Origin of the sequence: Streptomyces sp. NPDC048270, assembly GCF_040652335.1 — a bacterium.
In the GTDB taxonomy this organism is placed as follows: Bacteria; Actinomycetota; Actinomycetes; order Streptomycetales; family Streptomycetaceae; genus Streptomyces.
The window spans coordinates 69006-94421 of sequence record NZ_JBEZLV010000029.1; the positions used below are offsets into that span (position 1 = coordinate 69006).

Annotated in this window: 22 protein-coding genes and 1 pseudogene; 6 read left to right on the top strand and 17 right to left on the bottom strand. The window is 71.2% G+C overall.

The features are described from left to right. The first annotated feature begins 173 nt into the window (after window positions 1-173). From AB0D66_RS24245 to AB0D66_RS24260, 4 genes are all read left to right on the top strand, one after another. Window positions 174-689 carry a hypothetical protein gene (locus AB0D66_RS24245; RefSeq protein WP_362307171.1) on the top strand — a complete coding sequence of 172 codons (516 nt, stop codon included), beginning with the start codon at window positions 174-176 and terminating at the stop codon, window positions 687-689. A gap of 123 nt (window positions 690-812) precedes the next feature. Next, complete coding sequence (locus AB0D66_RS24250) at window positions 813-1658, top strand: DUF4097 family beta strand repeat-containing protein (protein ID WP_362307174.1); 846 nt, start codon at window positions 813-815, stop codon at window positions 1656-1658. Window positions 1659-1738: 80 nt separating this feature from the next. Continuing rightward, window positions 1739-2731, top strand: coding sequence for an ATP-binding cassette domain-containing protein (locus AB0D66_RS24255; protein WP_362307177.1), 993 nt, complete (start codon window positions 1739-1741; stop codon window positions 2729-2731). Beyond that, complete coding sequence (locus tag AB0D66_RS24260) at window positions 2728-3519, top strand: ABC transporter permease (protein WP_362307180.1); 792 nt, start codon at window positions 2728-2730, stop codon at window positions 3517-3519. The genes AB0D66_RS24255 and AB0D66_RS24260 overlap by 4 nt, the downstream gene beginning before the upstream one ends. 107 nt (window positions 3520-3626) lie before the next feature. Here AB0D66_RS24260 and AB0D66_RS24265 read toward each other — a convergent pair whose 3' ends face one another. From AB0D66_RS24265 to AB0D66_RS24285, 5 genes are all read right to left on the bottom strand, one after another. Further along, a complete protein-coding gene (locus AB0D66_RS24265; protein ID WP_362307183.1) occupies window positions 3627-5072 on the bottom strand; it encodes a glyceraldehyde-3-phosphate dehydrogenase in 1446 nt (481 codons plus the stop codon). After that, the gene (locus AB0D66_RS24270; protein WP_362307186.1) at window positions 5069-6064 is read right to left on the bottom strand and encodes an LLM class flavin-dependent oxidoreductase; all 996 of its coding nucleotides are present in this window, start codon (window positions 6062-6064) and stop codon (window positions 5069-5071) included. The genes AB0D66_RS24265 and AB0D66_RS24270 overlap by 4 nt, the downstream gene beginning before the upstream one ends. Before the next feature lie 13 nt (window positions 6065-6077). Next, window positions 6078-6614: a hypothetical protein gene (locus AB0D66_RS24275; protein ID WP_362307189.1), complete on the bottom strand. Its 537-nt coding sequence runs from the start codon at window positions 6612-6614 to the stop codon at window positions 6078-6080. Continuing rightward, on the bottom strand, window positions 6611-7486 hold the full coding sequence (locus AB0D66_RS24280; RefSeq protein ID WP_362307192.1) for an alpha/beta hydrolase: 876 nt from the start codon (window positions 7484-7486) through the stop codon (window positions 6611-6613). Before AB0D66_RS24280 ends, AB0D66_RS24275 begins: the two co-directional genes overlap by 4 nt. A 71-nt stretch (window positions 7487-7557) precedes the next feature. Beyond that, window positions 7558-8982: an MFS transporter gene (locus tag AB0D66_RS24285; RefSeq protein WP_362307195.1), complete on the bottom strand. Its 1425-nt coding sequence runs from the start codon at window positions 8980-8982 to the stop codon at window positions 7558-7560. Window positions 8983-9149: 167 nt separating this feature from the next. On the opposite strand from AB0D66_RS24285, the gene AB0D66_RS24290 reads away from it, so the two are divergent. After that, entirely contained in the window at window positions 9150-10073 is a 924-nt protein-coding gene (locus AB0D66_RS24290; protein WP_362307198.1) for a helix-turn-helix transcriptional regulator, read from the top strand. A gap of 14 nt (window positions 10074-10087) precedes the next feature. On the opposite strand, the gene AB0D66_RS24295 is transcribed toward AB0D66_RS24290, so the two are convergent. The 11 genes from AB0D66_RS24295 to AB0D66_RS24345 all read right to left on the bottom strand — a co-directional run bounded on the left by AB0D66_RS24295 (window position 10088) and on the right by AB0D66_RS24345 (window position 23199). Then, window positions 10088-11311: an acyltransferase gene (locus tag AB0D66_RS24295; protein WP_362307201.1), complete on the bottom strand. Its 1224-nt coding sequence runs from the start codon at window positions 11309-11311 to the stop codon at window positions 10088-10090. A 206-nt stretch (window positions 11312-11517) separates the two neighbouring features. Next, window positions 11518-12780 (bottom strand): VCBS repeat-containing protein, encoded by a 1263-nt coding sequence (locus AB0D66_RS24300; RefSeq protein WP_362307205.1) that lies wholly within the window; start codon window positions 12778-12780, stop codon window positions 11518-11520. Beyond that, window positions 12780-13550 (bottom strand): hypothetical protein, encoded by a 771-nt coding sequence (locus tag AB0D66_RS24305; RefSeq protein WP_362307208.1) that lies wholly within the window; start codon window positions 13548-13550, stop codon window positions 12780-12782. The genes AB0D66_RS24300 and AB0D66_RS24305 overlap by 1 nt, the downstream gene beginning before the upstream one ends. 22 nt (window positions 13551-13572) lie before the next feature. Further along, window positions 13573-14769 (bottom strand): UDP-N-acetylglucosamine 2-epimerase (non-hydrolyzing), encoded by a 1197-nt coding sequence (gene wecB, locus AB0D66_RS24310; protein WP_362307211.1) that lies wholly within the window; start codon window positions 14767-14769, stop codon window positions 13573-13575. Window positions 14770-15119: 350 nt separating this feature from the next. After that, window positions 15120-16799, bottom strand: a complete 1680-nt coding sequence (locus tag AB0D66_RS24315; RefSeq protein WP_362307214.1) for an FAD-binding protein — start codon at window positions 16797-16799, stop codon at window positions 15120-15122. A gap of 4 nt (window positions 16800-16803) precedes the next feature. After that, window positions 16804-18051 carry an MFS transporter gene (locus tag AB0D66_RS24320; RefSeq protein ID WP_362307217.1) on the bottom strand — a complete coding sequence of 416 codons (1248 nt, stop codon included), beginning with the start codon at window positions 18049-18051 and terminating at the stop codon, window positions 16804-16806. Between the two features lie 12 nt (window positions 18052-18063). Further along, the gene (locus tag AB0D66_RS24325) at window positions 18064-18849 is read right to left on the bottom strand and encodes an SDR family oxidoreductase (RefSeq protein ID WP_362307220.1); all 786 of its coding nucleotides are present in this window, start codon (window positions 18847-18849) and stop codon (window positions 18064-18066) included. A 111-nt stretch (window positions 18850-18960) separates the two neighbouring features. Then, window positions 18961-20403 carry an MFS transporter gene (locus tag AB0D66_RS24330; protein ID WP_362307222.1) on the bottom strand — a complete coding sequence of 481 codons (1443 nt, stop codon included), beginning with the start codon at window positions 20401-20403 and terminating at the stop codon, window positions 18961-18963. Between the two features lie 70 nt (window positions 20404-20473). Continuing rightward, window positions 20474-21445, bottom strand: a complete 972-nt coding sequence (locus AB0D66_RS24335) for a ParB N-terminal domain-containing protein (RefSeq protein WP_362307226.1) — start codon at window positions 21443-21445, stop codon at window positions 20474-20476. A gap of 197 nt (window positions 21446-21642) precedes the next feature. After that, a complete protein-coding gene (gene galU, locus AB0D66_RS24340) occupies window positions 21643-22548 on the bottom strand; it encodes a UTP--glucose-1-phosphate uridylyltransferase GalU (RefSeq protein ID WP_362307230.1) in 906 nt (301 codons plus the stop codon). A gap of 57 nt (window positions 22549-22605) precedes the next feature. After that, complete coding sequence (locus tag AB0D66_RS24345; protein WP_362307234.1) at window positions 22606-23199, bottom strand: TetR/AcrR family transcriptional regulator; 594 nt, start codon at window positions 23197-23199, stop codon at window positions 22606-22608. A gap of 298 nt (window positions 23200-23497) precedes the next feature. On the opposite strand from AB0D66_RS24345, the gene AB0D66_RS24350 reads away from it, so the two are divergent. After that, a complete protein-coding gene (locus AB0D66_RS24350; protein WP_362307237.1) occupies window positions 23498-24754 on the top strand; it encodes a transposase in 1257 nt (418 codons plus the stop codon). A gap of 68 nt (window positions 24755-24822) precedes the next feature. Here the strand turns inward: AB0D66_RS24350 and manB are convergent. Beyond that, window positions 24823-25416 (bottom strand): annotated as a pseudogene (manB, locus tag AB0D66_RS24355) (phosphomannomutase/phosphoglucomutase); the annotation flags it as partial.

Below are 25416 nucleotides of genomic sequence, written 5' to 3' on the forward strand. Positions count from 1 at the left end.
GCCAAGCAGTGCCATTTTTGGCTCCGCGAGGCTCGGGGCCACCCATGGCGCCACGCTTCGCCAGATGAACGCCATCACATTTACGCAGGTCAGAGCGGTTTCGAAGAACCCCACCCCAGACACATCTCCCCGGAGGCTTGCACATGGCGCCATTGTGGTGCCATGATGACGTCATGGACCTCACGCCGTATATCGACACCCTCCGCCGCGAACTCGCGGTGGCCGCTGAAGCCGGCGGCGACGAAGCCCGCGAGCTGGCCGAGCGGCTCACCGCCCCCCTGGAGTCGGCGACCCGGCTCACCATGCTGGGCGTGCTCTCCGCCGCGATGGACGAGATCACCCGCGAACTCGCCCCCGGCTCGGTCGACGTACGGCTGCGAGGGCTCGACCCGGACTTCGTGGTGACGCTGCCGCCGACCGGCGCCGCCCCCGCGGAGCCCGCCTCGCCCGTCGAACCGCTCGCGGCCGCCCAGGCCCCCGCCGACGGCGACGAGGGCGGCACCGCCCGCGTCAACCTGCGCCTGCCGGCCCACCTCAAGGCGCGCGCCGAGGAGGCCGCGGGCCGCGAGGGCCTGTCGGTCAACGCGTGGCTGGTGCGGGCCGTGTCGGCCGCGGTCGAGGGCGGCACCCGGCCGCGAACGGCGGAGAAGACCCGGATCGGACAGAGCTTCACGGGCTGGGTGCGCTAGCCGCGCTCCCCGCCCGCGCCACGTCACCACCGCGCCACGTCACCACCGCACGACGTCACCACGCCACCCCCACCACGTCCCACCAGCGGGGACGCCCAGAAGAGCCAAGAGGACGGGACAGCCATGCCTTCTTTCGACACTCCCGAACCGATCTCGGTCACCGCGCACGTGGAGGCCGGTTCCATCCAGTTCAGCGCCGGCGACCGCCTCGACACCGTCGTCGAGGTGCGCCCCCGCGACCCGAAGAAGGACCTGGACGTACGAGCGGCCGACCAGACCGAGATCACCTACGCGGGCGGCGTACTGAACGTCAGGACGCCCAAGACCCGCTACCTCGTCGGCCGCACCGGCACCGTCGACGTGACCGTCGAGCTGCCCACGGGGTCGCGCGTCGACATGACCGGCGCATGGGCCCAGGTGCTCGGCGAGGGCCGGCTCGGCGAGGTTCGCGTCAAGACCTCCTCCGGCGATGTCCGCTTCGACACGACCGGCCCGCTGGACCTGATCGCCTCGCACGGCTCGATCACCGTGGACCGGGTCGAGGGCGGGGCCGAGATCACCACCAGTACCGGCAGCCTGAGCGTCGGCCTCGTCGACGGAGCCGCCGTGCTCAAGAACTCGCACGGCACCACGACCATCGGCGCCGCGACCGGCGAACTGCGGGTGCGCAACGCCAATGGCGACATCCAGATCCGGCGCGCCGAGGACTCGGTCACCGCCACCACGGCCCACGGCACGCTGCGCGTGGGGGAAGTGGCCCGCGGCACCGTCCGGCTGGAGACCAGCTACGGCGCCATCGACGTCGGCGTCCGCGAGGGCACGGCCGCCTGGCTCGACGTCAGCTCGACCTCCGGACAGGTGCGCAACACGCTCACCGCCTCCGAGAGCCCGGAGCAGACCGAGGACACCGTCAAGATCCACGCCCGCACCCGGCACGGCAACATCGACGTCCGCCGCGCCAAGCCCTGACCCCGGTAAGCACCAGCCGGCCCGTCCCTCTCCCCCACCACTCCTGCCTTCGAACGGAGGGCTCCATGCCTTCTCCTGTCATGCCCACCTCAAGGCGCGGTGACGGTCACCCGTCGCCGGCCGCCGTGTCCGCCGTCGGTCTGCGCAAGGCGTACGGCGACAAGACCGTCCTCGACGGCATCGACCTGCACATCCCGGCCGGGTCCGTGTTCGCGCTGCTCGGGCCGAACGGCGCCGGCAAGACCACCGCCGTCAAGATCCTGTCCACGCTGATCTCCGCCGACGGCGGGCAGGCCCAGGTCGCGGGCCACGACCTCGCCACGTCACCGGACGGGGTGCGTGCCGCGATCGGCGTCACCGGGCAGTTCTCCGCCGTCGACGGGCTGATCACCGGCGAGGAGAACATGCTCCTCATGGCGGACCTGCACCACCTGCCCAGGCGCGAGGGGCGGCGGGTCGCCGCCGAACTGCTGGAGCGCTTCGACCTCGTCGACGCCGCGAAGAAGCCCGCCCAGAGCTACTCCGGCGGCATGAAGCGTCGCCTCGACATCGCCATGACCCTCGTCGGGAACCCGCGGATCATCTTCCTCGACGAGCCGACCACCGGCCTCGACCCGCGCAGCCGCCACAACATGTGGCAGATCATCCGCGAGCTCGTCACGGGCGGCGTCACCGTCTTCCTCACCACGCAGTACCTGGAGGAGGCCGACCAGCTGGCCGACCGGATCGCGGTGCTGAACGACGGCAGGATCGCGGCGGAGGGCACCGCCGAGGAGCTGAAGCGGCTCGTCCCCGGCGGACACGTGCGGCTGCGCTTCGCCGACCCGTCCGCGTACCGCTCCGCCGCGGCCGCGCTGGGCGGCGCCACCCGGGACGACGAGGCACTGGCGCTGCAGATCCCCAGCGACGGCAGCCAGCGCGAGCTGCGCTCCGTCCTGGACCGGCTGGATGCGGCCGGCATCGAGGCGGACGAACTGACGGTGCACACGCCCGACCTCGACGACGTGTTCTTCGCCCTGACCGGCTCCGCGGCGGCGCTCCGGTCCGACCAGCCCAAGGAAGATGCCCGATGAGCTCCCTCTCCCTCGCCGTGCGCGACTCGTCCACGATGCTGCGGCGGAACCTGCTGCACGCCCGGCGCTATCCGTCCCTGACCCTGAACCTGCTGCTCACGCCGGTCATGCTGCTGCTGCTCTTCGTCTACGTGTTCGGCGGCGTGATGAGCGCCGGCATCGGGGACGGCGGGGCGGACCGGTCCGAGTACATCGCCTACCTCGTCCCCGGCATCCTGATGCTGACCATCGGCGGCACCACGATCGGCAGCGCGGTGTCCGTGTCCAACGACATGACCGAGGGCATCATCGCCCGGTTCCGCACGATGGCGATCCACCGCGGGTCCGTGCTCATCGGACACGTCGTCGGCAGCGTGCTGCAGTGCGTGATGAGCGTGCTCCTGGTCGGCGCCGTCGCGGTGGCCATCGGGTTCCGGTCCGTGGACGCCACCGCCGTGGAGTGGCTCCTGGCGGTGGGGCTGCTGGCGCTCGTGTCCCTGGCCCTCACCTGGATCGCCGTCGGCATGGGCCTGTCCAGCCCGAACGCCGAGGCGGCCAGCAACAACGCCATGCCGCTGATGGTCCTGCCGCTCATCTCCAGCGCCTTCGTGCCGGTCGAGGCGATGCCGGGCTGGTTCCAGCCGATCGCCGAGTACCAGCCGTTCACCCCGGCCATCGAGACCCTGCGCGGGCTCCTCCTCGGCACCGAGATCGGCCACAACGGGTGGCTGGCCGTGGCCTGGTGCCTGGGGCTGGCCCTGCTCGGCTACCTCTGGTCGACGTCCCTGTTCGGCCGCGACCCGAGGTAGCGGGAGCGGCGGGCGGCGCCGGCCGCTCCGCACAGACCGCCGCACCCCGCCCCGGATGTCCGGGGCGGGGTGCGGTGGTCTGTGCCGTGTGGGCGCGGCAGCGGAGGTCAGGCCGCCGGGACCGGGAAGGTCGGGTACTCCACCCCGGAGACGTGCTGGACGACGCGGATGACCTGGCAGGAGTAGCCGAACTCGTTGTCGTACCAGAGGTAGAGGATGGCGTTGTCGCCGTCGACCTTGGTGGCGCCGGCGTCGACGATCGAGGCGTGCCGCGAGCCGACGAAGTCCATGGAGACGGCGTCGGGCGCGGTGGTGAAGTCGATCTGCCGCTTGAGCGGCGAGTGCAGCGAGACGTCGCGGAGGTAGTCGAGGACCTCCTCGCGGGTGGTCTCGCGGCCCAGGCGCAGGCTCAGGATGGCGATCGAGACGTCCGGGACGGGCACGCGGATCGAGCTGCCGGTGATCGGCGCCTTGAGGTCCGGCAGCGCCTTGGCGACGGCGGAGGCGGCGCCGGTCTCGGTGATGACCATGTTGAGCGGCGCGGAACGGCCGCGGCGGTCGGCCTTGTGGTAGTTGTCCAGCAGGTTCTGGTCGTTCGTGAACGAGTGGACGGTCTCCACGTGGCCGCGCAGCACGCCGTACTCGTCGTCCATGGCCTTCAGCGGCGGGACGATCGCGTTCGTGGTGCAGGAGGCGCAGGACAGGATCTGCTCGTCCGGCTTGATCGTGTCGTGGTTGACGCCGTGCACGATGTTCGGGACGTCGCCCTTGCCCGGGGCGGTCAGGACGACCTTGTCGATGCCGGGGCGCAGGTGCTTGGAGAGGCCCTCGCGGTCGCGCCACTTGCCCGTGTTGTCGATGAGGATGGCGTCCTGGATGCCGTACGCCGTGTAGTCGACCTCGGACGGGTCGTTGGCGTAGATCACCCGGATCTCGTTGCCGTTGGCGATGATCGTGCTGTTCGCCTCGTCCACGGTGATCGTGCCCTGGAACTGGCCGTGGATGGAGTCGCGGCGCAGCAGCGAGGCGCGCTTCACGATGTCCTGGTCGCCGCCCTGGCGGACGACGATGGCGCGCAGCCGCAGGCCGTTGCCGGAGCCGGCCTTCTCGATCAGCAGGCGGGCGACGAGGCGGCCGATGCGGCCGAAGCCGTAGAGGACCACGTCCCGGCCCTCGCCGCGCTCGATCTTGTTCGCACCCGTGGCTCCGACGACCGCGTCGGCGGTGAATTCGGCGACCGACAGTCCGCGGTCGTCCGTCTTGTACGTCGCGGCCAGCATGCCGAGGTCGATCTGCGAGGGACCGAGGTCGAGGGCTGCGAGGGCCTGGAGGAACGGCATCGTCTCGGTGACGGACAGCTCCTCGCCGGCGATCTGCCGGGCGAAGCGGTGCGTCTTGAGGATGCTCACCACCGATTTGTTCACCAAGGAGCGGCTGTGGAGCAGGACGGTGACGTCGCGCTCCCGGTGCAGCTTCCCGATGATCGGGATCATCGACTCCGCGATCTCCTCGCGGTTCTTCCAGTTGGTGAACGAGTCGTCATTGACAGTCACAGGTTTATCTTTCGAGCTAGGCGGCGCTCATATGCTAACCCGTCCCCCGTTTGGCCCATCAAGCGGGGGAGGTCGAACGCCTCGGCCAGCAGTTCGTACGAGCGCTGCCGGTCGGCCGGATCGGGTGTCAGGGTGTTGATGATCAGCTCGTCCACCCCGTGTGCCGAGGCCAGGGCCGTCAGCGCGGCGTGCACCTGCTCGGGCGCCCCGGAGACCAGGGCCGTGCGGTGCACCTTGGCCCGCTCCAGCTCCGCGCCCGTCCAGCGGTGGCGGCGGGTGGTCTCGTACGAGGGCAGCGGCCGGTCGTGGCCGAGATCCTTGCGGGCCCGCCACAGCAGCAGGCTCTGGGCCAGCTCCTCGGCGCGGCCGGCGCTGTCCGCGGTCACCACGCGGACCGCGAGGGCCCCGCCCGCACGGTGGCCGGTGGCGGCCGTGAACGCGGCGCGGTACTCCTCGAACGCCGCCGGGCCGCCGGCCGGGGAGAAGAAGTGCCCGAACGCGAACTCGGTGCCCAGGCGTCCGGCCAGGCGGGCCGACTCGCGTCCCGCGCCCAGCAGCCACATCTGCGGCGGGACCGGCGCGTGCGGGACGACACCGCCCTCGGCCAGGAGCGCGCGCAGGTCCGCCAGCCGCTGCGGGAAGTCGTGCGCGGGGCCGCCGGCCCGGCCGATCCCGAGGTCGACCCGGCCCGGGTGGAGGGAGGCCAGGACGCCGAAGACCTCGGCGACCTTCGCCGGGTGGTAGCGGGGCAGCAGCACGCCGCCCGTACCGACCCGCATCCGCGAGGTGCCGGCGAGCACGGCCCCCGCGAGGATCTCGGGCGCACTGCCCCCGAAGCCCGGGGAGCCGTGGTGTTCGGCGACCCAGTAGCGGGTGTATCCGAGGTCTTCCGCGGCGCGGGCGAGGTCCACGGAGGCGCGCACCGCCTGGTCGGGCGTGTGGTCCTCGCCGACCGGGGTCTGGTCCAGTACGGACAGTCGGGGGTTGGTCATGGTGCGGTGCCTTTCAGTGCTGGTGGGCCGGGATGCCGGAGGCGCCGGCCATGGTCGCGGGAACGATCCTGAAGTCCCGTTCGAAGACCAGGTTGTGCAGGTCGGCGGCGGCGATGGCGCGCAGCGTGGGCAGCTCGGCGGCGGCCTGGGCGTCGTCGAAGACGTTCAGCGGCCACTCGGAGACGGTCGCCCCGCGCATGTGCGGGTGGTGGAAGGAGGCGCCGTAGTGCGCGTACAGCGTGACCGGCGGGATGTCGGCGGACGACTGCTCGTCCCACCACAGGGTCCAGGCGTGGAAGAGGCTCCCGTCCTCGGCGCGCTCGACACCGGTGGCGTCCACCACGCCCTGCCCGAGCAGGAGTTCGTCGTTCAGTTCGCCCAGGGCCTGGCGGGCGTACGGGTCCAGGAGGCGCGCGGCGGTACGGAAGTGCTCCTCCTTGCCGGGGCGGGTGACGGCGTCGCCGTGGACGCCGTCGCGCAGGTCGGCGAAGTGCCGCAGCAGGGCGTCGAGGTGGGGGACCTGGGACGTGGGGTGGACGTGGGTGGTCATGCCGACTCCGTGGGTTCGTCTGGGCGTTCGGTGGTGAGCAGGTGCAGGGCCAGTCCCAGCCAGCCGCGCAGGGTCACGGCGCTGTGCGGGCCGGGCCCGGCCGGGCCCCGGTCGGGTTGCAGGAAGGCCCCGTGGCCGGTCTGGCGGAACTCGCGCAGGGCGACCTCCACCCCGGCCGCGCGCAGCAGGCGTGCGTACCGGTGGACGTCGTCGCCGACGGGATCGAGGTCACCGGTGGCGAGTACGGCCGGGGCGAGTCCGCGCAGGTCGGCCGCCTCGAAGGGGGTGCTGTAGAGGCGGGTGCCGTCGGCCGCGCGGGGCCGGTCGGGGGCCTGGTAGTCCCGCCAGGCCGAGATCAGGTAGGACGCGGTGGGGAACATGTCGGGGAAGCGGTGGTACGAGGGCGCGGTGCAGCCGGGGTCCAGCGGCGGGTACGCGAGCACCTGGGCCGCCAGGGGCAGGCCGCGGTCGCGGCTGGCGAGTGCGGCGCAGGCGGCCAGGGTGGCTCCCGCGCTGTCCCCGCCGGCGGCGACGGGGACGGTGCCGCCGGCCCGCTCCCGGGCCCAGTCCAGGGCGGACAGGACGTCCTCGACCATGGCCGGGTGGCGGGCTTCGGGGGCCAGCCGGTAGTCGACGCTCACGACGCCGAAGCCGGAGAACCGGGCGAGTTCGGCGGTGGCGCCGTGCCAGTCCTGGGCGGATCCGGCGCGCCAGCTGCCGCCGTGGGCCCACACCAGCCAGCCGTGCGGTGCCGCCGTCCCGGGCCGGTACACCCTGGCGGGGACCGGTCCGGACGGGGACGGGATGCGGACCTGCTCCCAGCGGACCGCGGCACGGTTCGTTCCGGCGGCCGAGTGGGTGGATGTTGCCATCGGGGTTCCTTCCGTCCGTGCCTGGGGCAACGTTCGCCGCCACGGCAGTGCTGTCACAAGGCGGAGTTGCCTTAGTTGCCGGGCTGCTGCCTGACACGGAGGAAGAGGGCGGTGGTGAGGGTTCCGACCACCACGATCGCGGTGTTGACGATGACCGCGGTCGTGATCCCCGCATGGATGTCCGCGTTCGCCGCGACGATCGCCGACATGATCGGCGTACCCATCGTGATACCGATCTGCTGCGTCATCGTCGCCAGACCCGTCGCCATACCCTGCTCGTGATCCGGCAGACCCGTCGTCGCCGTCACCATGAACCCGACGATCACCAACATGTTGCCCACACCACCGGCGAACGTCGCGACCAGCAGCAGCCACATGCTCGACGAGGTCTCACCCAAAGCGATCAGACTCAACGTCGCCACCGCCTGCAGCACACCACCCAGGACCAACGTCGACCGCGTCGAAGTCGCACCGATCACCCGCGGCGCGATCGAACCACCGATCACCGTCCCGACACCCAGCACACCGAACGACAGACCCGCCGCCAACGGCGAGAAGTCCAAAACCTCCTGGAGGTAGAGCGTCATCAGGAACACCAGACTGGTCTCCGTCAAGAACGCGATCACACCCGCCACGTTCCCCCACGCCACCGTCTTCTTCTTCAACACGCTCACCGGCACCAGCGGCGCGGCCGTCCTCGCCTCGATCGCATAGAACACCACCAGCAGCATCACACCAGCCGCCAGCCAGCCCAGCGCCGAACCCGAACCCCAACCGTGCTCACCCGCCTGCGTCAACCCGTAAATCAACGCCAGCAGACCCAGCGTCACCGCGGTCGCACCCGGCAGATCCAGCTTCGGACGCACCGACGGACGCGACTCCTTGATGACCGCCGGCGCGATGACCAGAACCGCGAGAGCGACCGGGACGTTGATGAAGAACGCCCACCGCCACGACAGCAGATCCGTCAGAACACCACCCAAGATCGCCCCGGTCGTGAAGCCGGCAGACATCAGCGCCCCGTTGAGACCCAGCGCCTTCTGACGCAGCGGGCCCTCGGGGAACGAGGTGGTCAGCAGCGACAGGCCCGCCGGCGTCACCGCAGCCGTCGCCAAACCCTGGAACACCCGCGCCACGATCAGCATCTCAGGACTCGTCGCCAGCCCACCCACCAGCGAGGACAAGCCCAGCACCGCCAGACCCACCAGGAACAGCCGACGCCGACCGAACAGATCCGCCACCCGACCGAACAACAACGTGAAACCCGCCGCGCACAACGCGAACGACGTCGCGATCCACTGCAGATTCGACAACGAGAAACCAAGCCCGTCACCGATCACCGGCAACGCCACGTTCAGAATCGAGAAATCAACCGCCAGCATGAACTGCGCCACCAGCAGCACCACAAGCACCAGCTTCAGACGCCCGTCCAGACGGACGGGCCCCTCCCCCACCCCCGTACCCGCATCGGCACGCGCACCCTCGACAACCGACATCGCGACACTTCCTCCCGATCACCGCAACAAGGTGTTGCGGGATCGACTCTGGACCGGTCGGAAGGGGTTACCCAGCCCCCTGGTTGTGCTGGCGCCGGGCAAGCTAGCACTCCCAGGGCCACCTTCACGGGCAGCGTCCGGCGCCCTCCCCCGGCACACTGGAAGGCATGGACACACCCACCGCCCTGGGCGAATTCCTCCGTACCCGCCGGGCCCAGCTCCAGCCCGAGGACGTCGGACTGCCCTCGCACGGCACCCGCCGGCGCGTGCCCGGACTGCGGCGCGAGGAGCTCGCCCTGCTGGCCGGGGTGAGCATCACGTACTACACGCACCTGGAGCAGGGGCAGAGCACGAACGCCTCGGACAGCGTCCTCGACGCCCTGGCCCGCGCCCTGCGGCTGACCCCGGACGAGCACGCCCATCTGCTCAACCTCGCCCGGCCCCCGCGCGCCAAGCGGTCGGCGTCGCCCCGGCCCGAGTACGCCCGGGCCACCACGCGCCGGCTGCTCGCCGCCATGCCGCAGGTCCCCGCCGTCGTGCTGGACGGCCGCAACAACGTGCTCGCCTGGAACCCGCTCGGCCATGCCCTCCTCGCCGGACACCTCGACGCGGCGAGCCCCGACGACCCGGCCGTACGCCCCAACCTCACGCGGATGCTGTTCCTCGACCCGCACACCCGGGAGCTGTACACGGACTGGAAGAGCGAGGCCCGCGTCGCCCTGGCGGCGCTGCGCCTGGTCGCCGGCCGCAACCCCGAGGACCGGGCGCTGGCCGAGCTCATCGGGTCCCTGATGCTGCAGAGCCCCGACTTCGCGACGCTGTGGTCCAAGCACCCGGTGCGGGACTGCACCGTCGGTACGAAGACGCTGCACCACCCGGTCGTGGGCCCGCTGACCCTCGACTTCGAGAACCTGCACCTCACCGACGGCACCAACCACCGGATGCTGCTCTACAGCGCCCCCGAGTCCTCGCCCTCGGACGCGGCGCTGCGCATGCTGTCGAGCCTCACCGCGGGCTGCGGCAGTGCCGGGCCGGGCAGCGCGGAGCCCGCGTCGGCGGATGCGGACGCGGGCGGGGGCGCTGAGCGGTAGGGCGGGACCCGGGGTCAGCCGGTCCGGCCGCCGGCCGTGACGGGGACCGGGGCCGGGTTCTCGTAGGGCTCGGAGACCACCTCGGTGACCTGCCGGGTACGGGGCCTGCTGCGGCCGAAGCGGCGCATCATCGGCATCTCCACGAAGCGGAAGAGGAGCCAGCCGCCCAGCAGCGAGGCGAGGAAGAACCCGGCGATCACCAGCAGGGAGGCGGGGACGCCGTAGGTCTGCTCGCCCAGCAGCGAGCGCAGGTAGAAGATCGTGACGCCCTGGACGAGGTAGAACCCGAAGGACACCTCGCCGAGCCAGACCATGGGCCGGCTGCGCAGGAAGGTGGCGCGGCCCTGTACGTCGGCGTTGGCGGTGGCGCCGATGAGCGCGGCGACGGGGACGATCGTCGCGACGACGAAGCCGTACTGGAACGGGGCGACGAGCGCGGCGGCGTAGCCGAGCACGGTCAGGGCCAGGGCGGCGCCGAAGCCGACGCGCCGCGGCCAGAGGCCGGCCAGGACGACGCGGGCGAGCAGGATGCCGAGGGCGAACTCGAAGACGCGGCCCAGCGGAAGCAGGTAGCCGAACCAGAACTGCAGGTCGGAGACCGGGGTGATGGCCGACTTCGGGGTGTCGGGGACGACGTAGGTCGAGACCAGCTGGACGGCGACCATACCGACGACCATCAGGCCGCTCCACACCCACAGGGCGGCGCCCTTGATCTTGCGGATCGGGACGATCAGCAGCGGGAAGAGCACGTAGAAGAGCAGCTCGCTGCCGAGGGACCAGCTCGGCGGGTTCACGCTCAGGTTGACGCTCGCCTGCGGGAACCAGGTGTGGATCAGCAGCAGGTTCGGCAGCCAGTCGGCCACGCTGGTGACCGCCGCTCCGGCGAACAGGATCATCGCGGCGGCGAAGACGACGACGTGGTTGGGGAAGATCTTCAGCAGTCGGCGGCGGAGGAAGGCCGTGACGCGCTCCCCGGGCCGCGAGGCCCAGGCCAGCACGAAGCCGGACAGCACGAAGAAGAACGAGACCCCGAGGTAGCCGGCCTTGCCGAAGGCCGTCGCGTAGCCGTCGGCGATCGAGGCGTCGGCGAAGGGGTTGATGGGGGCGTTCGGCGGTATCGGGGAGTCCGTCAGGGAGGAGTGGAAGAAGAAGACGAGGAGGGCGGCGAAGAACCGCAGGCCGGTCAGTGAGGGCAGTTTCGCCCGCTTGGCGGCTTCGGAGGTCGTCGAGGAGGCCACAGGGGTCGCTCTTTCGGAAGAGGGTTCGTCAGGGGACGGCCGCCGGGACCGTGCTCCGCCGTGCGGTGCACGGTCCCGGCGGCGGCGCGAAGGGCGTCGCGGGGACTGGCCGGCTGCGCGGAAGGCGCCGCGGAACGGGCCGGTGGGGCGGAGTGCGCCGCGGAACGGGCCGGTGGGGCGTGGGCGGCGCGGGCGTGGGCGTGGGCCTACTGCTCGATCTCGTTGCGGTAGACCATGAGCTTGGCGTCCTTGGCCACGTAGTAGTTCTGGACGGAGTACGCGATGGTCGCGAAGTCCAGCCGGCCGTCGCCGTTGAAGTCGGCGGTGGCGATGCGGGCGACGGACTCCTCGGAGACCCGCCACTTCGCCCAGACGCCGTTGGCCGCGTCGATCGCCTTGTAGTACATGACGCCCTGCCACGGCCACGGGCCGCGCAGCGCGACGAGGAACTCCTCGTCGCCGTCGCCGTCGAAGTCGGCGCAGACGATCTGGTGGCCCGGGCCCTCGCCGTTCTCGTTGGGGTCGCCGTACACGTCCAGCAGGACCCGGTTCCAGCCCTCGCCCTCCGCGGCCTTCGTGTAGACGGCCACCGTGTTGCCGTGGAAGGGCTCGATGGCGGCGACGTACGCCATCGGGTCGTCGCCGAGCCGGCCCGCGTTGAGGTCGCCGCTGCCGCGGAAGCCGGTCTGCTCGAACTGCGTGAGCTCGCCGGTGCCGATCAGCTCGCGGATCCACTCCTGGCGTGCCTCGTCGTAGTAGAGCCAGGTGACGCCCTCGTCGGAGGCCAGGAGCAGGGACTCGAGGTCGGAGCCGGGGATCAGGCCGCGCTTCTTCTCGGCGCCGTGGATCATCCGGAAGTGGCTGTCGTCGATGACGGTCATCGGCCACTCCTCGGCCGTGTGCACGTCGTCGGGCTGGGTGAACAGCACGACCGGCAGGACGGCGTGGACGTCCTCCTTGGCGACGATCGGCAGGCCGATGATCTGGAGGCGGTCGGTGCGGGTGAAGTGGCCGGCGCGCAGCCGGTGCATGCCGGTGGCGCGTCCGACGTAGTGCCGCTTCCAGCGGGACTCGTCCTTGTCGGGGGTGCCCGGGTTCTCCAGCCAGTCGATCTTGCCGCCCTGGGTGTTGGCGTCGTGGATCGTGCCGATCGGGCCGTACAGGTCGTAGCAGACGATCACGTCGGGGTGGCCGTTGCCGCTGACGTCGGCGAAGTCGGCGCCCACCGGCATCTTGATGCGGTCGGCTATCAGGCGGCGGGTCCAGTCCCCGTCGTTGGCGTACCAGTAGATCTCGCCCAGCCGCAGCCCGTAGCCGAACAGGTCGGGCTTGCCGTCCCCGTCGATGTCCGGGGCTTCCAGCCAGTAGCCGTCGCGGAGCTGGTCGGCGACGACCTCGGCCGAGAACTTCGGGGTGCGCAGGACGTTCTCGGTGTTCTTGTCGGTGGCGGCCTTGTCGGTGGCGGTCATCAGTGGTTCTCCCTGAGGGTGGGTACGGGCAGGGTGCGCAGGGCGCGGGGGACGGGGTGGTACTCGATGGCGAGCCAGACGCAGTCGGTGTCGGCCCGGTACTGGTGCATCGGGTAGTGGTAGCTGCACTGGGGGCCGGTCGCGCAGAACGGGTCCGGGGTGGTGTAGCCCGGGCTCATCAGGACGTCCTGGTAGAGGGAGGCCTGGTCGTGGTCGCGGAAGCGCTGCATGCGCCCCAGACCGTGCACCTGGGTGTGGACCTCGATGAAGTCGTGCGTGTTGTGGATGAAGCAGTCGGTGCCGGCGGGCGCGAACCAGAGGTTGGCGCGGACGTTGAACTCGCGCTGGTCCAGCGGGGTTTCGCGTTCGCCGAGGATGTAGACCGGGTCGAACAGGACGGTGTTGATGTCGTCCTGGGGGCTGCGGTGGAGCGGGGTCTCGCGGGAGAACTCCCCGGGGCCGAGCAGGTCGGCGAGGTGGTGCCAGCCCGGTTCCCCGGTGATGCCGGTCATCTCCACGTCCTCCGCGGCGGGGCGCAGCAGGAGCAGTGCGTCGGCCTTCTCGATGCGGGTGTCGGCGAGCACCGTCGAGGAGAGCGGGGGGATGCTCTTGCGCGGTACCTCGGCGACGGTCACGGGGGTGGTGCCGGGGTTCACCACGATCGTGCGGCCTTCGATGGTGTAGTCCACGGCGTCGCGCACGAGGTCGGCCCTCAGGTACGGGGAGCTGAAGTTCAGCGGGCGTTCGGTGGCGGACGGGGTGGCGCTCATACGGGCTTCCTCTCGGTGTCGGTCAGGTGCGGGCGAAGTCGGCCGTACGGGCGAGTTCCACGCTGAGCTCGTCGACGGCGGTCTCCGGGACGAAGGGCTCGGGCGCGGGGCCGAGGCCGAAGAAGTGGGCGATCGCGGCGACGGTGCGGACGGTGGCCAGGCCGTCGCCGTACGGGTTGGCGGCATTGGCCATGCGGTCGTAGGCGGCCCGGTCGCGCAGCAGCTCCAGCGTGTGGGCGACGATGCCCTCGGTGCGGGTTCCCACGAGGCAGGCGGTGCCGGCGACGATGGCCTCGGAGCGTTCGGTGACGTCGCCCAGGACCAGGGTGGGCTTGCCGAGCGCGGGCCCCTCCTCCTGGCTGCCGCTGCTGTCGGAGACGATGATGTCGGCGCGGCCCATGAGCTTGCAGAAGCCGAGGTAGGGCAGCGGGTCGACGACGGTGATGGCCGGGTGGCTGCCGATGTGCGGCAGGAGCGCCTCGCGGACCACGGGGTTGCGGTGCAGCGGGACGACGACGCGGACGCCGGGCTCGTCGGCGATGCGGGCCAGGGCCTGCCCGATCTGCGGCAGGTAGGGCCATGCCTCGCGGCGGTGCGCGGAGGCCAGCACGACCCGGCGGGGGTCCTGGTCGAGGTCTTCGAGGGCCGGCACGCCGTAGCTTCCCGCGCGGCCGCCGGCCCAGCGCAGGGCGTCGATGACGGTGTTGCCGGTGACGGTGACGGTGTCGGCGGCGATGCCCTCGCGCAGCAGGTTCGCCAGGTTCCCGGGGGTGGGGGCCAGGTGCAGGGCGGCGATCTGCGCCACGAGCCGTCTGTTGCCCTCCTCGGGGAAGGGGGAGCCGAGCCGGCCGCTGCGCAGTCCGGCCTCGACGTGGACGACGGGGATCCGCTGGTGGAACCCGGCCAGGGCCCCGGTGAGCGTGGTGGCGGTGTCACCGTGGACCAGGACCGCGTCGGCGGGCGCGGTGGCGAAGTAGTCCTCCAGGCCGCGCAGCGACCGGTAGGTGACCTGGGAGAGGGTCTGCTTGGGAGCCATCACCTTCAGGTCGACGTCGGCGGTGAGGCCGAAGGCTTCGAGGGTCTCGTCGAGCATCTGGCGGTGCTGCCCGGTCGAGATCACGACGGGCTCGAAGCGCGGGTCCTCCTGGAGGGCGCGGATGACGGGCGCGAACTTGATGGCTTCGGGCCGGGTGCCGAGGACTACGGCGACGGAACGCATGGTTTCCTCTACTTCCTTCACGAGGGGCAATTCGAGCCAGGGCATGACGGGGGAAGGACGCGGCACGGCGGGTCCGCGGAAGGGCGTTTTCCGGGTGGTGGCCAGGGGATCGGATCTCACTGCGAGGGGCTTTCCAGCGCCCTCTTCCGGCCAAGACACAGCTTTCCCGGAGCCGGCTGGAGAGTCAACGAACCCCCGCGACCACTCGAACAGTTGAGCGGGAACGGCAGAAGCCCCGCCCTCCGGAGACCGGAGTGCGGGGCTTCTGAACAGCGCGAACGGGGGAAACGCCCGGGCGGGCGAGGGAGGGGCGGCGGAGGAGCGGCGGAGGGGCGGGCCGGCGGGCCTCGTCAGCCGCGGGCCGGCTTGACGGACATGGAGTGCCGGAAGAAGTCGGACGGGTCGTAGCGCCTCTTCACCTGCTGGAGGCGCGGGTAGTTGTCCTTGTAGTAGAGCGTCTGCCACGGCACGCCGGAGCGGTTGCGCCGGGGGTCGGTGATGTCGCGGTCGGGATAGTTGATGTAGCAGCCGTCGGTGCTGTCGTCGATGAGGGGGACGCCCCCGGTCGGGGCGAAGAAGTCCTCGTAGAGGTCGCGCAGCCAGCCCAGGTAGAACTCGTCCTCGCTCTCCTCCTGCCAGAAGTTCTGGAAGCACATCTTGAAGATGGAGGACCGCTGCGCGTTGGCCGTCGCGTCGGGCGCGGCGGCGTTGACCTGCCCGCCGAAGGAGAACAGCACCAGCATGGTGTCGGGGTTCGTGTAGTCCGGCCGGCTCATGTACCGGTAGAGGGCCTGAATCTGATGGTCCGTGAAGTTCTTCTTCATGTACGCGGACTTGTGCGCCCCGCGCGAGGTGGGATTGGTGATGGTCGGATTGTTGGTGCCGACCAGCCGGGTCGCCTGGAGCCAGGGCAGGGTCCTGGGTTCCGCGAACTGCGGCATCGCCGGCAGCTCACCGGTGGCACGGGTCAGCGCCTTGGGCGTGACGCCCGTACCGGCCGTGATGGCCGCGAGGTAGTCGTCGAGCAGCTTGCGCGCGTGGGGTACCGTCGCGTCGACCTGGGTGAACATCCCCAGGCTGCCGTGCGCCTTGGAGCTGACGTTGAAGAGGCTGGAGAGGTTGCGGTACGGGGAGTCGGGAGAGCTGTTCGCGGCGTGCCAGGCCCCGAAGTTCTTCAGCAGCCGGGTGAACTTGGCCTCCGTCAGCTGCTCCCAGGGGAAGTCCACGGCGCTGACCAGGACCGTCGACGGCGGGGAGATCAGCTGCTCGGAGGGGACGGACCCCTTGGCATCCGGCGAGCGGAACCAATAGCGGGTCACCAGGCCGAAGTTGCCGCCGCCCCCGCCCGTGTGCGCCCACCACAGCTCCCGGTTCGGGTCGTTCTTCTCCCGGGTCGCCACGACCGTGCGGACAGCGCCCTTGCCGTCCGTCACCACGACCTCCACGGCGTAGAGGTGGTCGACGACCAGGCCGTGGGCCCGGGAGAGCAGGCCGTACCCGCCGCCCGCTATGTGCCCGCCGGCGCCGACGCTGTAGCAGATCCCGCCGGGGATCGTGACGCCCCAGCCCTTGTACAGGGCCTCGTACACGTTGATCAGGCGGGCGCCCGCCTCGACGACGAACGCCCGGAAGGCCGGGTCGTAGCCGACGTGCGTCATCTCCGAGAAGTCGATGATGACCTCCGTCTCGGGGTGCGCGGCGAAGTCGGCGAAGCAGTGGCCGCCGCTGCGCACCGAGACCCGCTTGCCCGCGCGGACCGCGTCTTTGAGGGCGCGTTCGGCGTCCGCGGTCGAGCGGACCATCTTGATGTAGTCCGGGCGGGCGACGAAGCGCTGGTTGTTGCCGGCGGTCAGCATCTCGTAGCGCGGATCACCCGGCTTGACGACCGATCCGGCTCCGGCGGCCGCACCGCCGGAGGGGGCGGGGGCCGCGGCGGCCGCCGCGGGACCGGCCAGTGCGCCGGCCACCGCCGCGCCTCCGACGACGGCCGCGCCGCGGGTGAGCATGGTCCGGCGATCGACACCGTTCATGGGTCTACCTCGACTTCTGTTCGATGAGTGGTGCAGCGGGAAGTGCTTCGGCGGGGAGGATTGCCGTGGGGAGCGGGAGCGGTGCCTTGGCCGGCGGGGGCGGCCCGTCGCCGCGGCGGTCGAGCAGTCCGGACAGCGCCGCGGTACCCAGGCCGGCGGCGGCGAGTCCGGCGCCGATCCAGGTCGGCGAGGTCCAGCCCAGGCCGTGGGCGACGGCGAGGCCGCCGAGCCAGGCCCCGAGGGCGTTTCCGAGGTTGAAGGCCGCGATGTTCGCCGCGGAGGCGAGGGCCGGAGCCCCGGCGGCCTGCTGCATCACACGGGCCTGCAGCGGGGGTACCGTCGCGAAACCGATGGCCCCGAAGGCGGCCAGGGTGATCGCGGCGGGCAGAGCGGCCCGCGAGGTGAAGGTGAAGACCACCAGCACCACGCAGAGTCCGCCCAGGATGAGGTAGAGGCTGGGCATGAGTGACCGGTCGGCGGCCCGGCCGCCGAGCACGTTGCCCACGCACAGCCCGACACCGAAGAGGACCAGGAGCCAGGCGACCGCTCCGTCGGAGAAGCCGGCCCGTTCCGTCATCATCGGCGCGAGATAGGTGAAGGAGGCGAAGACCCCGCCGAAGCCGAGGACCGTCGTGGTCAGCGCCAGCCATACCTGGGGCTTGCGGAAGACGGCGAGTTCGGCGCGCAGCGCTCCGCTCTCCGGCCGCGGCTGCGGCGGGACCAGGGTGATCAGGCCGAGCAGTCCGACGACCCCGATCCCGGTGACGGCCCAGAAGGTCGAGCGCCAGCCGAACTGCTGGCCGAGGAAGGTGCCGAGCGGTACGCCCAGCACGTTGGCCAGGGTGAGGCCGGTGAACATCAGGGCGATGGCACTGGCCCGCCGGTCGGGTGCCACCAGGTCGGCGGCGACCACGGACCCGATCCCGAAGAAGGCGCCGTGCGTGAGGGCGGCGATCAGCCGGCCGCCCATGAGGGCGGTGTAGTCCCCGGCGAGGGCGCAGAGCAGGTTGCCCGCGATGAAGACGGCCATGAGCGCGACGAGCATGGTCTTGCGCGGCAGCCTGGCGCCGGCCGCGGTCATCAGCGGTGCGCCGACGACCACGCCGAGGGCGTACCCGGTGACCAGCATGCCGGCGGAGGGGATGGACACGGACAGGTCGTCGGCGACGTCCGGGAGCAGGCCGACGATGACGAACTCGGTGGTGCCTATGCCGAAGGCGCCGATGGCGAGGGCGAGGAGGGAGGGTCTCATGGCGGATCCCGGTCAGATCTGCCGCAGGGCGCCGCCGTCGACGCTCCACTCGGCGCCGGTGACCTGGTCCGCGAGGGGGGAGAGCAGGTAGGCGATGACACCGGCGACGTCTTCGGGAGTGCCGATGCGGCCGCTCGGCAGCCGGCGCACCTCGCGGATGAAGTGGTCGACGGCCTCGTCGGGGCCGAGGCCGAACCGCTCGCCGAGCTGCTCGGCGAAGCCGCCGGGGGCGTCGAAGAGCGCCGTCCGGGTGGGCCCGGGCGAGACCACGTTGGAGCGCACCCCGCGTGCGCCGAACTCGGCGGCGAGGGACTTGGAGACGGAGAGCAGTGCCGTCTTGGTGGCGGCGTAGTCGACGATGCCGGGATCCGGGAAGCGGGCGGCCTCGCTCGCGATGTGGACGATCGCGCCCGCCCCGGTCTCCAGGAGCGCGGGCAGGGCGGCGCGGGTCATACGCACCGCGGAGTGGAAGTTGACCTCGAAGGTGCTGTTCCACTGCTCGTCGGTGACGTCGAGGAAGCCGGTGCGCGATTCCAGCGCGCCCACGTTGTTGACCAGGCCGTCGAGCCGGCCGTGGCGCTCGATCACCGTGTCGGCCACCTGCCGGGCGGCGGCGGGGTCGGTCAGGTCGGCGCTGACGGTGCTGACCCGGTCGCCGAGGGCTTCGGTGTTCCAGGGCTTGCGGGCGACGCCGACGACGGTGGCGCCTTCGGCCGCCAGCAGGCGGGTGGTCGCCTCGCCGATCCCGGAGGACGCTCCGGTGACGAGGTACACACGGTCTTCGATACGGAGGTCCATCACGTTCCTTGGGAAGAGGAGACCTGGAGGAGAAGGGGCGAGGAGGCGGCCCGGCACGGCGGGGGTGGTCGTGCCGGGCCGCCTGTCGGCGGAGTCGCCGGGTGGACAGGCTCAGGCGGAGGTGAGGTCCGTCGCCGCCCTGTTGCGCAGGAAGAGGACGGTGGTGAGGATTCCGACCACGACGATCGCGGTGTTGACGATGACCGCGGTCGTGATGCCCGCGTGGATGTCCGCGTTCGCCGCGACGACCGCCGACATGATCGGCGTGCCCATCGTGATACCGATCTGCTGCGTCATCGTCGCCAGACCCGTCGCCATGCCCTGCTCGTGGTCGGGAAGCCCGGTCGTGGCCGTCACCATGAACCCGACGATCACCAGCATGTTGCCCACACCACCGGCGAACGTCGCGACCAGCAGCAGCCACATGCTCGACGAGGTCTCACCCAGCGCGATCAGACTCAACGTCGCGACCGCCTGCACCACACCACCCACCAGCAGCGTGCTACGCGTACTCGTCGCCGCGATCACCCGCGGCGCGATCGAGCCGCCGATCACCGTGCCGATGCCCAGCACACCGAACGACAGACCCGCCGCCAGCGGCGAGAAGTCCAAAACCTCTTGGAGGTAGAGCGTCATCAGGAACACCAGGCTGGTCTCCGTCAGGAACGCGATCAGACCCGCGATGTTCCCCCACGCCACCGTCTTCTTCTTCAGCACCGACACTGGCACCAGCGGACTCGCCGTCTTCGCTTCGATCGCATAGAAGACCACCAGCAGCACCACACCCGCCGCCAGCCAGCCCAGCGCCGAAGCCGAACCCCAGCCGTGCTCGCCCGCCTGCGTCAACCCGTAGATCAGCGCGAGCAGCCCCAGCGTCACCGCCGTGGCACCCGGCACGTCCAGCTTCGGACGCACCGACGGACGCGACTCCTTGATGACCGCCGGCGCGATGATCAGCACCGCGAGCGCCACCGGGACGTTGATGAAGAACGCCCACCGCCACGACAGCAGATCCGTCAGGACACCGCCCAGGATCGCCCCGGTCGTGAAACCGGCAGACATCAGCGCCCCGTTGAGACCCAGCGCCTTCTGACGCAGCGGACCCTCCGGAAACGACGTCGTCAGCAGGGACAGGCCCGCCGGCGTCACCGCAGCCGTCGCCAAACCCTGGAACACCCGCGCCACGATCAGCATCTCAGGACTCGTCGCCAGCCCACCCACCAGCGAGGACAGACCCAGCACCGCCAGACCCACCAGGAACAGCCGACGCCGACCGAACAGATCCGCCACCCGACCGAACAACAACGTGAAACCCGCCGCGCACAACGCGAACGACGTCGCGATCCACTGCAGATTCGACAACGAGAAGCCAAGCCCGTCACCGATCACCGGCAACGCCACGTTCAGAATCGAGAAATCAACCGCCAGCATGAACTGCGCCACCAGCAGCACCACAAGCACCAGTTTGAGGCGTCCGTCCAGGCGGGCAGGCCCCCCGGCTCCTCCCCCCTCCCCTGCACCCGCGTCAACACGCGCTCCCTCGACAACCGACATCGCCATACATCCTTTCCATCACAACGGAGGCCTTCGGCTTCGAAGGCCGGTACGTGCCGGGGAAGCCGGCTCAGGCAGGGGTTTGCGCCGCGGCGCGGCGCCGTAGTTCTTCGGAGAGTTCCTGCCAGTCCCGCGCGCACTGGGCGGCCGCGGCGGCCGCCGTCTCGGCGCGGTAGGGGGGTATCGCGGCGACGATCCGCTCCCACTGGCGCAGTCCGCTCACCTGGAGGTCGAGCATGCGCAGCAGGAGCCTGCCCGCTTCGCTCAGCCTGAGCAGGGGGTCCTTGCACAGGCTGGTGACCAGCACGGGCAGGGGCTGCCCCCGGCCGCGGGCGGGCACCGGGGCCGGGGCGGGCGCAGGGGCGTTGCCTGCGCGCCGCTGGACGGCGGGCACGGGGTCCGCGCCCTCGCCGATCCTGCGCCGGACGTCCCGTACGGTCGAGGGCGCGATGCCCGCTTCCCGCGCGATCTGCCGCAGGGAGGCCGTCGGACGCCCGGCGAGCAGCCGGGCCGCGGCTTCCCTGCCGCGTACGGGGTCGGCCGGCCGTATGCGGCCGTCCTGGCCCACGCGGCCCGGGGGGTCGGGGGCAGGACCGTCGCGGCGTCGCAGCGACCCGACGGTCTTGGCCGCCAGCCCGGTCCGCTGCGCGATGCCGCGGTCGGACCAGTCCGGGTGGGACCGCAGGATCCGTAGCGCCGCGGCCGTCCGCTCGGCGTGCGTGAGCGGGAGGCCGTGGCTGATGTTGGCCTCGACGGAGAGGACGAACGCGTCCTCGGCGCTGCCGTCGAAGTACGTGACCGGCACCGTGTCCTGCCCGCGCAGTACGGCGGCCCGCAGCCGGTGCGTTCCGTCGATGATCCGCATGGAGCCGCGGTGCACGAGCAGTGGAGGCAGCGTCCGGCCGGAGTGGGCGAGGCCTTGCGCGTGGCTCTCGTCCACGCGGACGACCCGCGGGGAGTCCGCGGCGAGCAGCGCGCCGACCGGTACCTCGACGACGCTGTCGGAGGTCTCCGGCGCACTGATCGCGTTCGGCTTGGCCATGGTGTTCACCTCCCTTCGTTCGCTCGGCGCTTCGGCTGCCGGTCCGTCGCCGGCCCCGGGGAAGAAATTACGTAATTACCGTTCGGTAATCCAAGCGGCGACCGAACTCCGTTGAGATTTGGGCAACTTGGCGGAGTAGCCGTCCTGCGGGGTGGGCGACCGCGGAGAATCCCCGGTCGCCCACCGAGCCTCCGGGCTCACACCCCGACCAGTTCCTCCGAGCGCACGAACTCCCGCAGCCAGGCCAGGAATCCGGGGCCGAGGTCCTCGCGCTCACACGCGAGCCGGACGGTCGCGCGCAGGTACTCGGCGCGGTCCCCGGTGTCGTAGCGCCGGCCGGAGAAGACGACGCCGTGCACGGGACGGCCCGCCTGGACCAGGGCGCGCAGCGCGTCCGTCAGCTGGATCTCGCCGCCGCGTCCGGGGCTCGTGCCCCGCAGGACCTCGAAGATCTCGGGATCGAGGAGGTAGCGGCCGATGATCGCGAGGTTGCTGGGGGCGGTGCCGGGCTCCGGCTTCTCCACCAGGTCGGTGATCCGCACGCCCGCGGCGTCCGGCGGCCCCTGCACGGCGGCGCAGCCGTACTGGTGGATCGCGTCCGGATCCACCTCCATGAGGGCGACGACGCTGCCGCCGTACTGGGCGCGCACTTCGGCCATGCGGGACAGCAGGGGGTCGCGGGGGTCGATGAGGTCGTCGGCCAGGAGCACGGCGAACGGCTCCCGGCCGACGTGCGGAGCGGCACAGAGGACGGCGTGGCCGAGCCCCTTGGGGTCCCGCTGGCGCACGTAGTGGATGTCGGCGAGCTCGGTGGAGGCGCAGACGCTGTCGAGCCGGTCCTGGTCGCCGCGGCGCTGGAGGGCTTCCTCGAGCTCGTAGTTGCGGTCGAAGTGGTCCTCGAGCGGCCTCTTGTTGCGGCCGGTGACCATGAGGATGTCGGACATCCCCGCCGCGACCGCCTCCTCCACCACGTACTGGATGGCCGGCTTGTCGACCACCGGCAGCATTTCCTTGGGGGTGGCCTTGGTCAGCGGGAGGAATCGCGTGCCGAGTCCCGCGGCGGGGATGACTGCCTTGGTTATCCGATGAGGTGTGGAATTCATGCCGCTGACGCTAGAGGGTGCGGTGCGCCACTGGCTTGAATTCCCGCTGTTCTGCGCCTACTTGGGCATTTCCGATTTCGACTCCGGCGTCGCCGCTATACCCCGGCGGACGAGCCGCCACAGCTCCCTGAGCTCGGTGACGACGGCTCCGCGGCCGCCGCCCGCACGACTGCGGCGCGCCCGTACGACGACCCCTCCCACCAGATGGGCCGTCAGCAGGGCGGCGGGGCGCGGGCCGACCTCGGGGCTCAGCTCCCCTTCCTGCGCCGCCTGCTCGAGCAGCTCCCTGACCTCCGGATACCAGCAGCTGCACCAGGCGGGACCCGAGCCGGTGCGCTCCTGCGTGAGCCGGGCGGCGGCGCGAACGACCGCGTCGTCCTCGATCAGGCAGCCCAGTTCGAGCACCAGCGCGGAGACGGTGTCCAGCGCCGGCCCGCCGCGGGCCGTGACCTCCTCGACGACTCTGCGGGTGGCCTCGCGCCCCGAGTCCTCGACGGCCGAGGCCAGTTCCCCCTTCGCGGCGAAATGGAAGGTGAGCGCGCCGATGGATATCCCTGCGGAGCGGCTCAGCCGGGATAATGACGTCCCGTCATATCCGTTGCGGTCGAATTCTGCGGCGGCCACCGATATCAGGTGGTTACGGGTGCGCACGCCGCGCTCTTGCTTTACCACTGCACAATCACTGCCATCCAGGTCGTTCCTGACTCACCAATGGGTCCTGTCGCGGGACGGCGACCTCCAGCGTCGCCCCGGGTGCCGGCCGCACACAACGCCGACTTGACGAAGAAGCACCCGCCCCCCTCCACCGCCGCCCTCGCGACGGAGCCCGGCTACCAACGTGCCCAAGTCGCGAGAGGGGCGCTACATCTACGCTAGAAAAAAAACGAACGTTCTGTACTCTGATGGTACCTACGACGCACGCCGGCGTCCGCAGTGAAGGGGGATACAGATGACGGCACTTACGAGGACCAGAGCTCTGGGGGCCGGGGACACCACCCTGGACGAGTTCACCGAGCGCCTCTTCGGCCACTTACCGAGAGCCGACCAGCGCCGCTGGGCGCGGGTCTACCTGCAGGGACTGCTCACCACGCCCGGCAAGAAGTCCGTACGCCGGCTCGCCGCCTCCGTGAGCGAGTCCCCCACCGCCTCCCAGTCCTTGCAGCAGTTCATCAACGCGAGCCCGTGGGACTGGGATCCGGCACGCACCGAACTGCTCCGCTGGGTGGAGGAACGGCACGCGGTCCACGCCTGGACGATCGGGCAGGTGGCCTTCCCCAAGCGCGGCGAGCACTCGGTCGGCGTGCACCGCCGCTTCGACCCGGCCGCCGGACGCATCGTCAACTGCCAGTACGGATACGGCCTCTTCCTGTCCCTGGGCGGTATGAACACGCCCGTCGACTGGCGGCTGGTCCTTCCCGAGAACTGGTCGGCCGATCCCACCCTGCGCCGCCGGGCACGCATCTCACCGGAGGTCGCGCATCAGACCCCGGAATCCCTCGTCCTCGGGCTCATCGACTCGATCGCCGCCCGCACCTCGTCGGTGCGCGCCCCCGTGATCGCCGACTTCAGCCGCCTGAGCGGCGCCGCCGCACTGATCGGCATGCTCGGCCGCCGGGGCCACGACTTCCTGGTCTGCGTCCCGCCGAGCCTCGCGGTCACCCCCGCCGGTCCGGCGCACGGGGCCGAGCCGGCGCGGACGCCGGCGGGGGCACCCGGACGGGCACCGGCCCGGACGCCGGTGCGGATGCCCGCGCGGATGCCGGTACGGGCGACCACCGCGGGTGACTTCGCCCGCCTGGGGAACACCAGCCACCCGTACGCCGCGCAGGTCAGCGGTCCCGACGCGCGTCCGCAGCGGCTGCGGATCCACTCGGGGCTGGTCCGGGTGCCCGGCGGGGAGACCGGGGTGCCGGGGGCGCAGCAGATGTACCGCCTGTTCGGCGAACGGCGGCCGGGGCCCGGCCTGCGGGGCGGCCCGGTCTGGCTCACCAACATGAGCCGCCACCGGATGGACGACCTGCTGTTCCTGGTCCGCCAGTCGGCGCAGACCGCCTCGGCGGTCGGCACGCTGGCCGACGAGTTCGGCCTCCTCGACTTCGAAGGCCGCTCCTTTCCGGGGTGGCACCACCACATGACGCTGATGTCGGCGGCGTTCGCGTACAAGTCCATGCGGGGCGCGCCGGAGGCACGGGAGTACGCTGCCTGACCGGTCTCGGGCCAAACCGCCGGCGGGGCTGGATGTGCACACCCAGCCCCGCCGGCAAGGGCCGAGCCTCAGGCGCGGATCAGGGCCAGGACCTCGTCGCGGACCTTCGCCAGCGTCGCCTCGTCGCGGGCCTCCACGTTCAGGCGCAGCAGCGGCTCGGTGTTCGAGGCGCGCACGTTGAACCACCAGTCGGCGCCCGTGGCGGTCAGACCGTCCAGCTCGTCCACCGTGACGTCGCCACGGCCCCCGTACTCGGCCTTCACCGCGGCCAGACGGCCCGCCTGGTCGGCGACCGTCGAGTTGATCTCGCCCGAGCCCGCGTAGCGGTCGTAGGAGGCCACCAGACCCGACAACGGGCCGTCCTGCCCGCCCAGGGCCGCCAGCACGTGCAGCGCCGCCAGCATCCCGGTGTCCGCGTTCCAGAAGTCCTTGAAGTAGTAGTGCGCCGAGTGCTCACCACCGAAGATCGCACCCGTCTTCGCCATCTCCTCCTTGATGAAGGAGTGACCCACCCGCGTACGGACCGGAGTGCCGCCGTTCTCCCGGACGACCTCGGGCACCGACCACGAGGTGATCAGGTTGTGGATCACCGTGCCGGTACCGCCGTTGCGGGCCAGCTCACGCGCCGCGACCAGCGCGGTGATCGCGGACGGGGAGACGCC

Excerpts from the sequence above, each read along its gene's own strand:
- AB0D66_RS24320 (WP_362307217.1), bottom strand. The coding sequence starts at position 18,051 with ATGAGACCCTCCCTCCTCGCCCTCGCCATCGGCGCCTTCGGCATAGGC.
- AB0D66_RS24270 (WP_362307186.1), bottom strand. The coding sequence starts at position 6,064 with ATGACCAACCCCCGACTGTCCGTACTGGACCAGACCCCGGTCGGCGAG.
- wecB (WP_362307211.1), bottom strand. The coding sequence starts at position 14,769 with ATGCGTTCCGTCGCCGTAGTCCTCGGCACCCGGCCCGAAGCCATCAAG.
- AB0D66_RS24325 (WP_362307220.1), bottom strand. The coding sequence starts at position 18,849 with ATGGACCTCCGTATCGAAGACCGTGTGTACCTCGTCACCGGAGCGTCC.
- AB0D66_RS24330 (WP_362307222.1), bottom strand. The coding sequence starts at position 20,403 with ATGTCGGTTGTCGAGGGAGCGCGTGTTGACGCGGGTGCAGGGGAGGGG.
- AB0D66_RS24285 (WP_362307195.1), bottom strand. The coding sequence starts at position 8,982 with ATGTCGGTTGTCGAGGGTGCGCGTGCCGATGCGGGTACGGGGGTGGGG.
- AB0D66_RS24255 (WP_362307177.1), top strand. The coding sequence starts at position 1,739 with ATGCCCACCTCAAGGCGCGGTGACGGTCACCCGTCGCCGGCCGCCGTG.
- AB0D66_RS24260 (WP_362307180.1), top strand. The coding sequence starts at position 2,728 with ATGAGCTCCCTCTCCCTCGCCGTGCGCGACTCGTCCACGATGCTGCGG.
- AB0D66_RS24350 (WP_362307237.1), top strand. The coding sequence starts at position 23,498 with ATGACGGCACTTACGAGGACCAGAGCTCTGGGGGCCGGGGACACCACC.
- AB0D66_RS24305 (WP_362307208.1), bottom strand. The coding sequence starts at position 13,550 with ATGAGCGCCACCCCGTCCGCCACCGAACGCCCGCTGAACTTCAGCTCC.
- AB0D66_RS24275 (WP_362307189.1), bottom strand. The coding sequence starts at position 6,614 with ATGACCACCCACGTCCACCCCACGTCCCAGGTCCCCCACCTCGACGCC.
- AB0D66_RS24335 (WP_362307226.1), bottom strand. The coding sequence starts at position 21,445 with ATGGCCAAGCCGAACGCGATCAGTGCGCCGGAGACCTCCGACAGCGTC.
- AB0D66_RS24315 (WP_362307214.1), bottom strand. The coding sequence starts at position 16,799 with ATGAACGGTGTCGATCGCCGGACCATGCTCACCCGCGGCGCGGCCGTC.
- AB0D66_RS24290 (WP_362307198.1), top strand. The coding sequence starts at position 9,150 with ATGGACACACCCACCGCCCTGGGCGAATTCCTCCGTACCCGCCGGGCC.
- AB0D66_RS24280 (WP_362307192.1), bottom strand. The coding sequence starts at position 7,486 with ATGGCAACATCCACCCACTCGGCCGCCGGAACGAACCGTGCCGCGGTC.
- AB0D66_RS24245 (WP_362307171.1), top strand. The coding sequence starts at position 174 with ATGGACCTCACGCCGTATATCGACACCCTCCGCCGCGAACTCGCGGTG.
- AB0D66_RS24250 (WP_362307174.1), top strand. The coding sequence starts at position 813 with ATGCCTTCTTTCGACACTCCCGAACCGATCTCGGTCACCGCGCACGTG.
- galU (WP_362307230.1), bottom strand. The coding sequence starts at position 22,548 with ATGAATTCCACACCTCATCGGATAACCAAGGCAGTCATCCCCGCCGCG.
- AB0D66_RS24300 (WP_362307205.1), bottom strand. The coding sequence starts at position 12,780 with ATGACCGCCACCGACAAGGCCGCCACCGACAAGAACACCGAGAACGTC.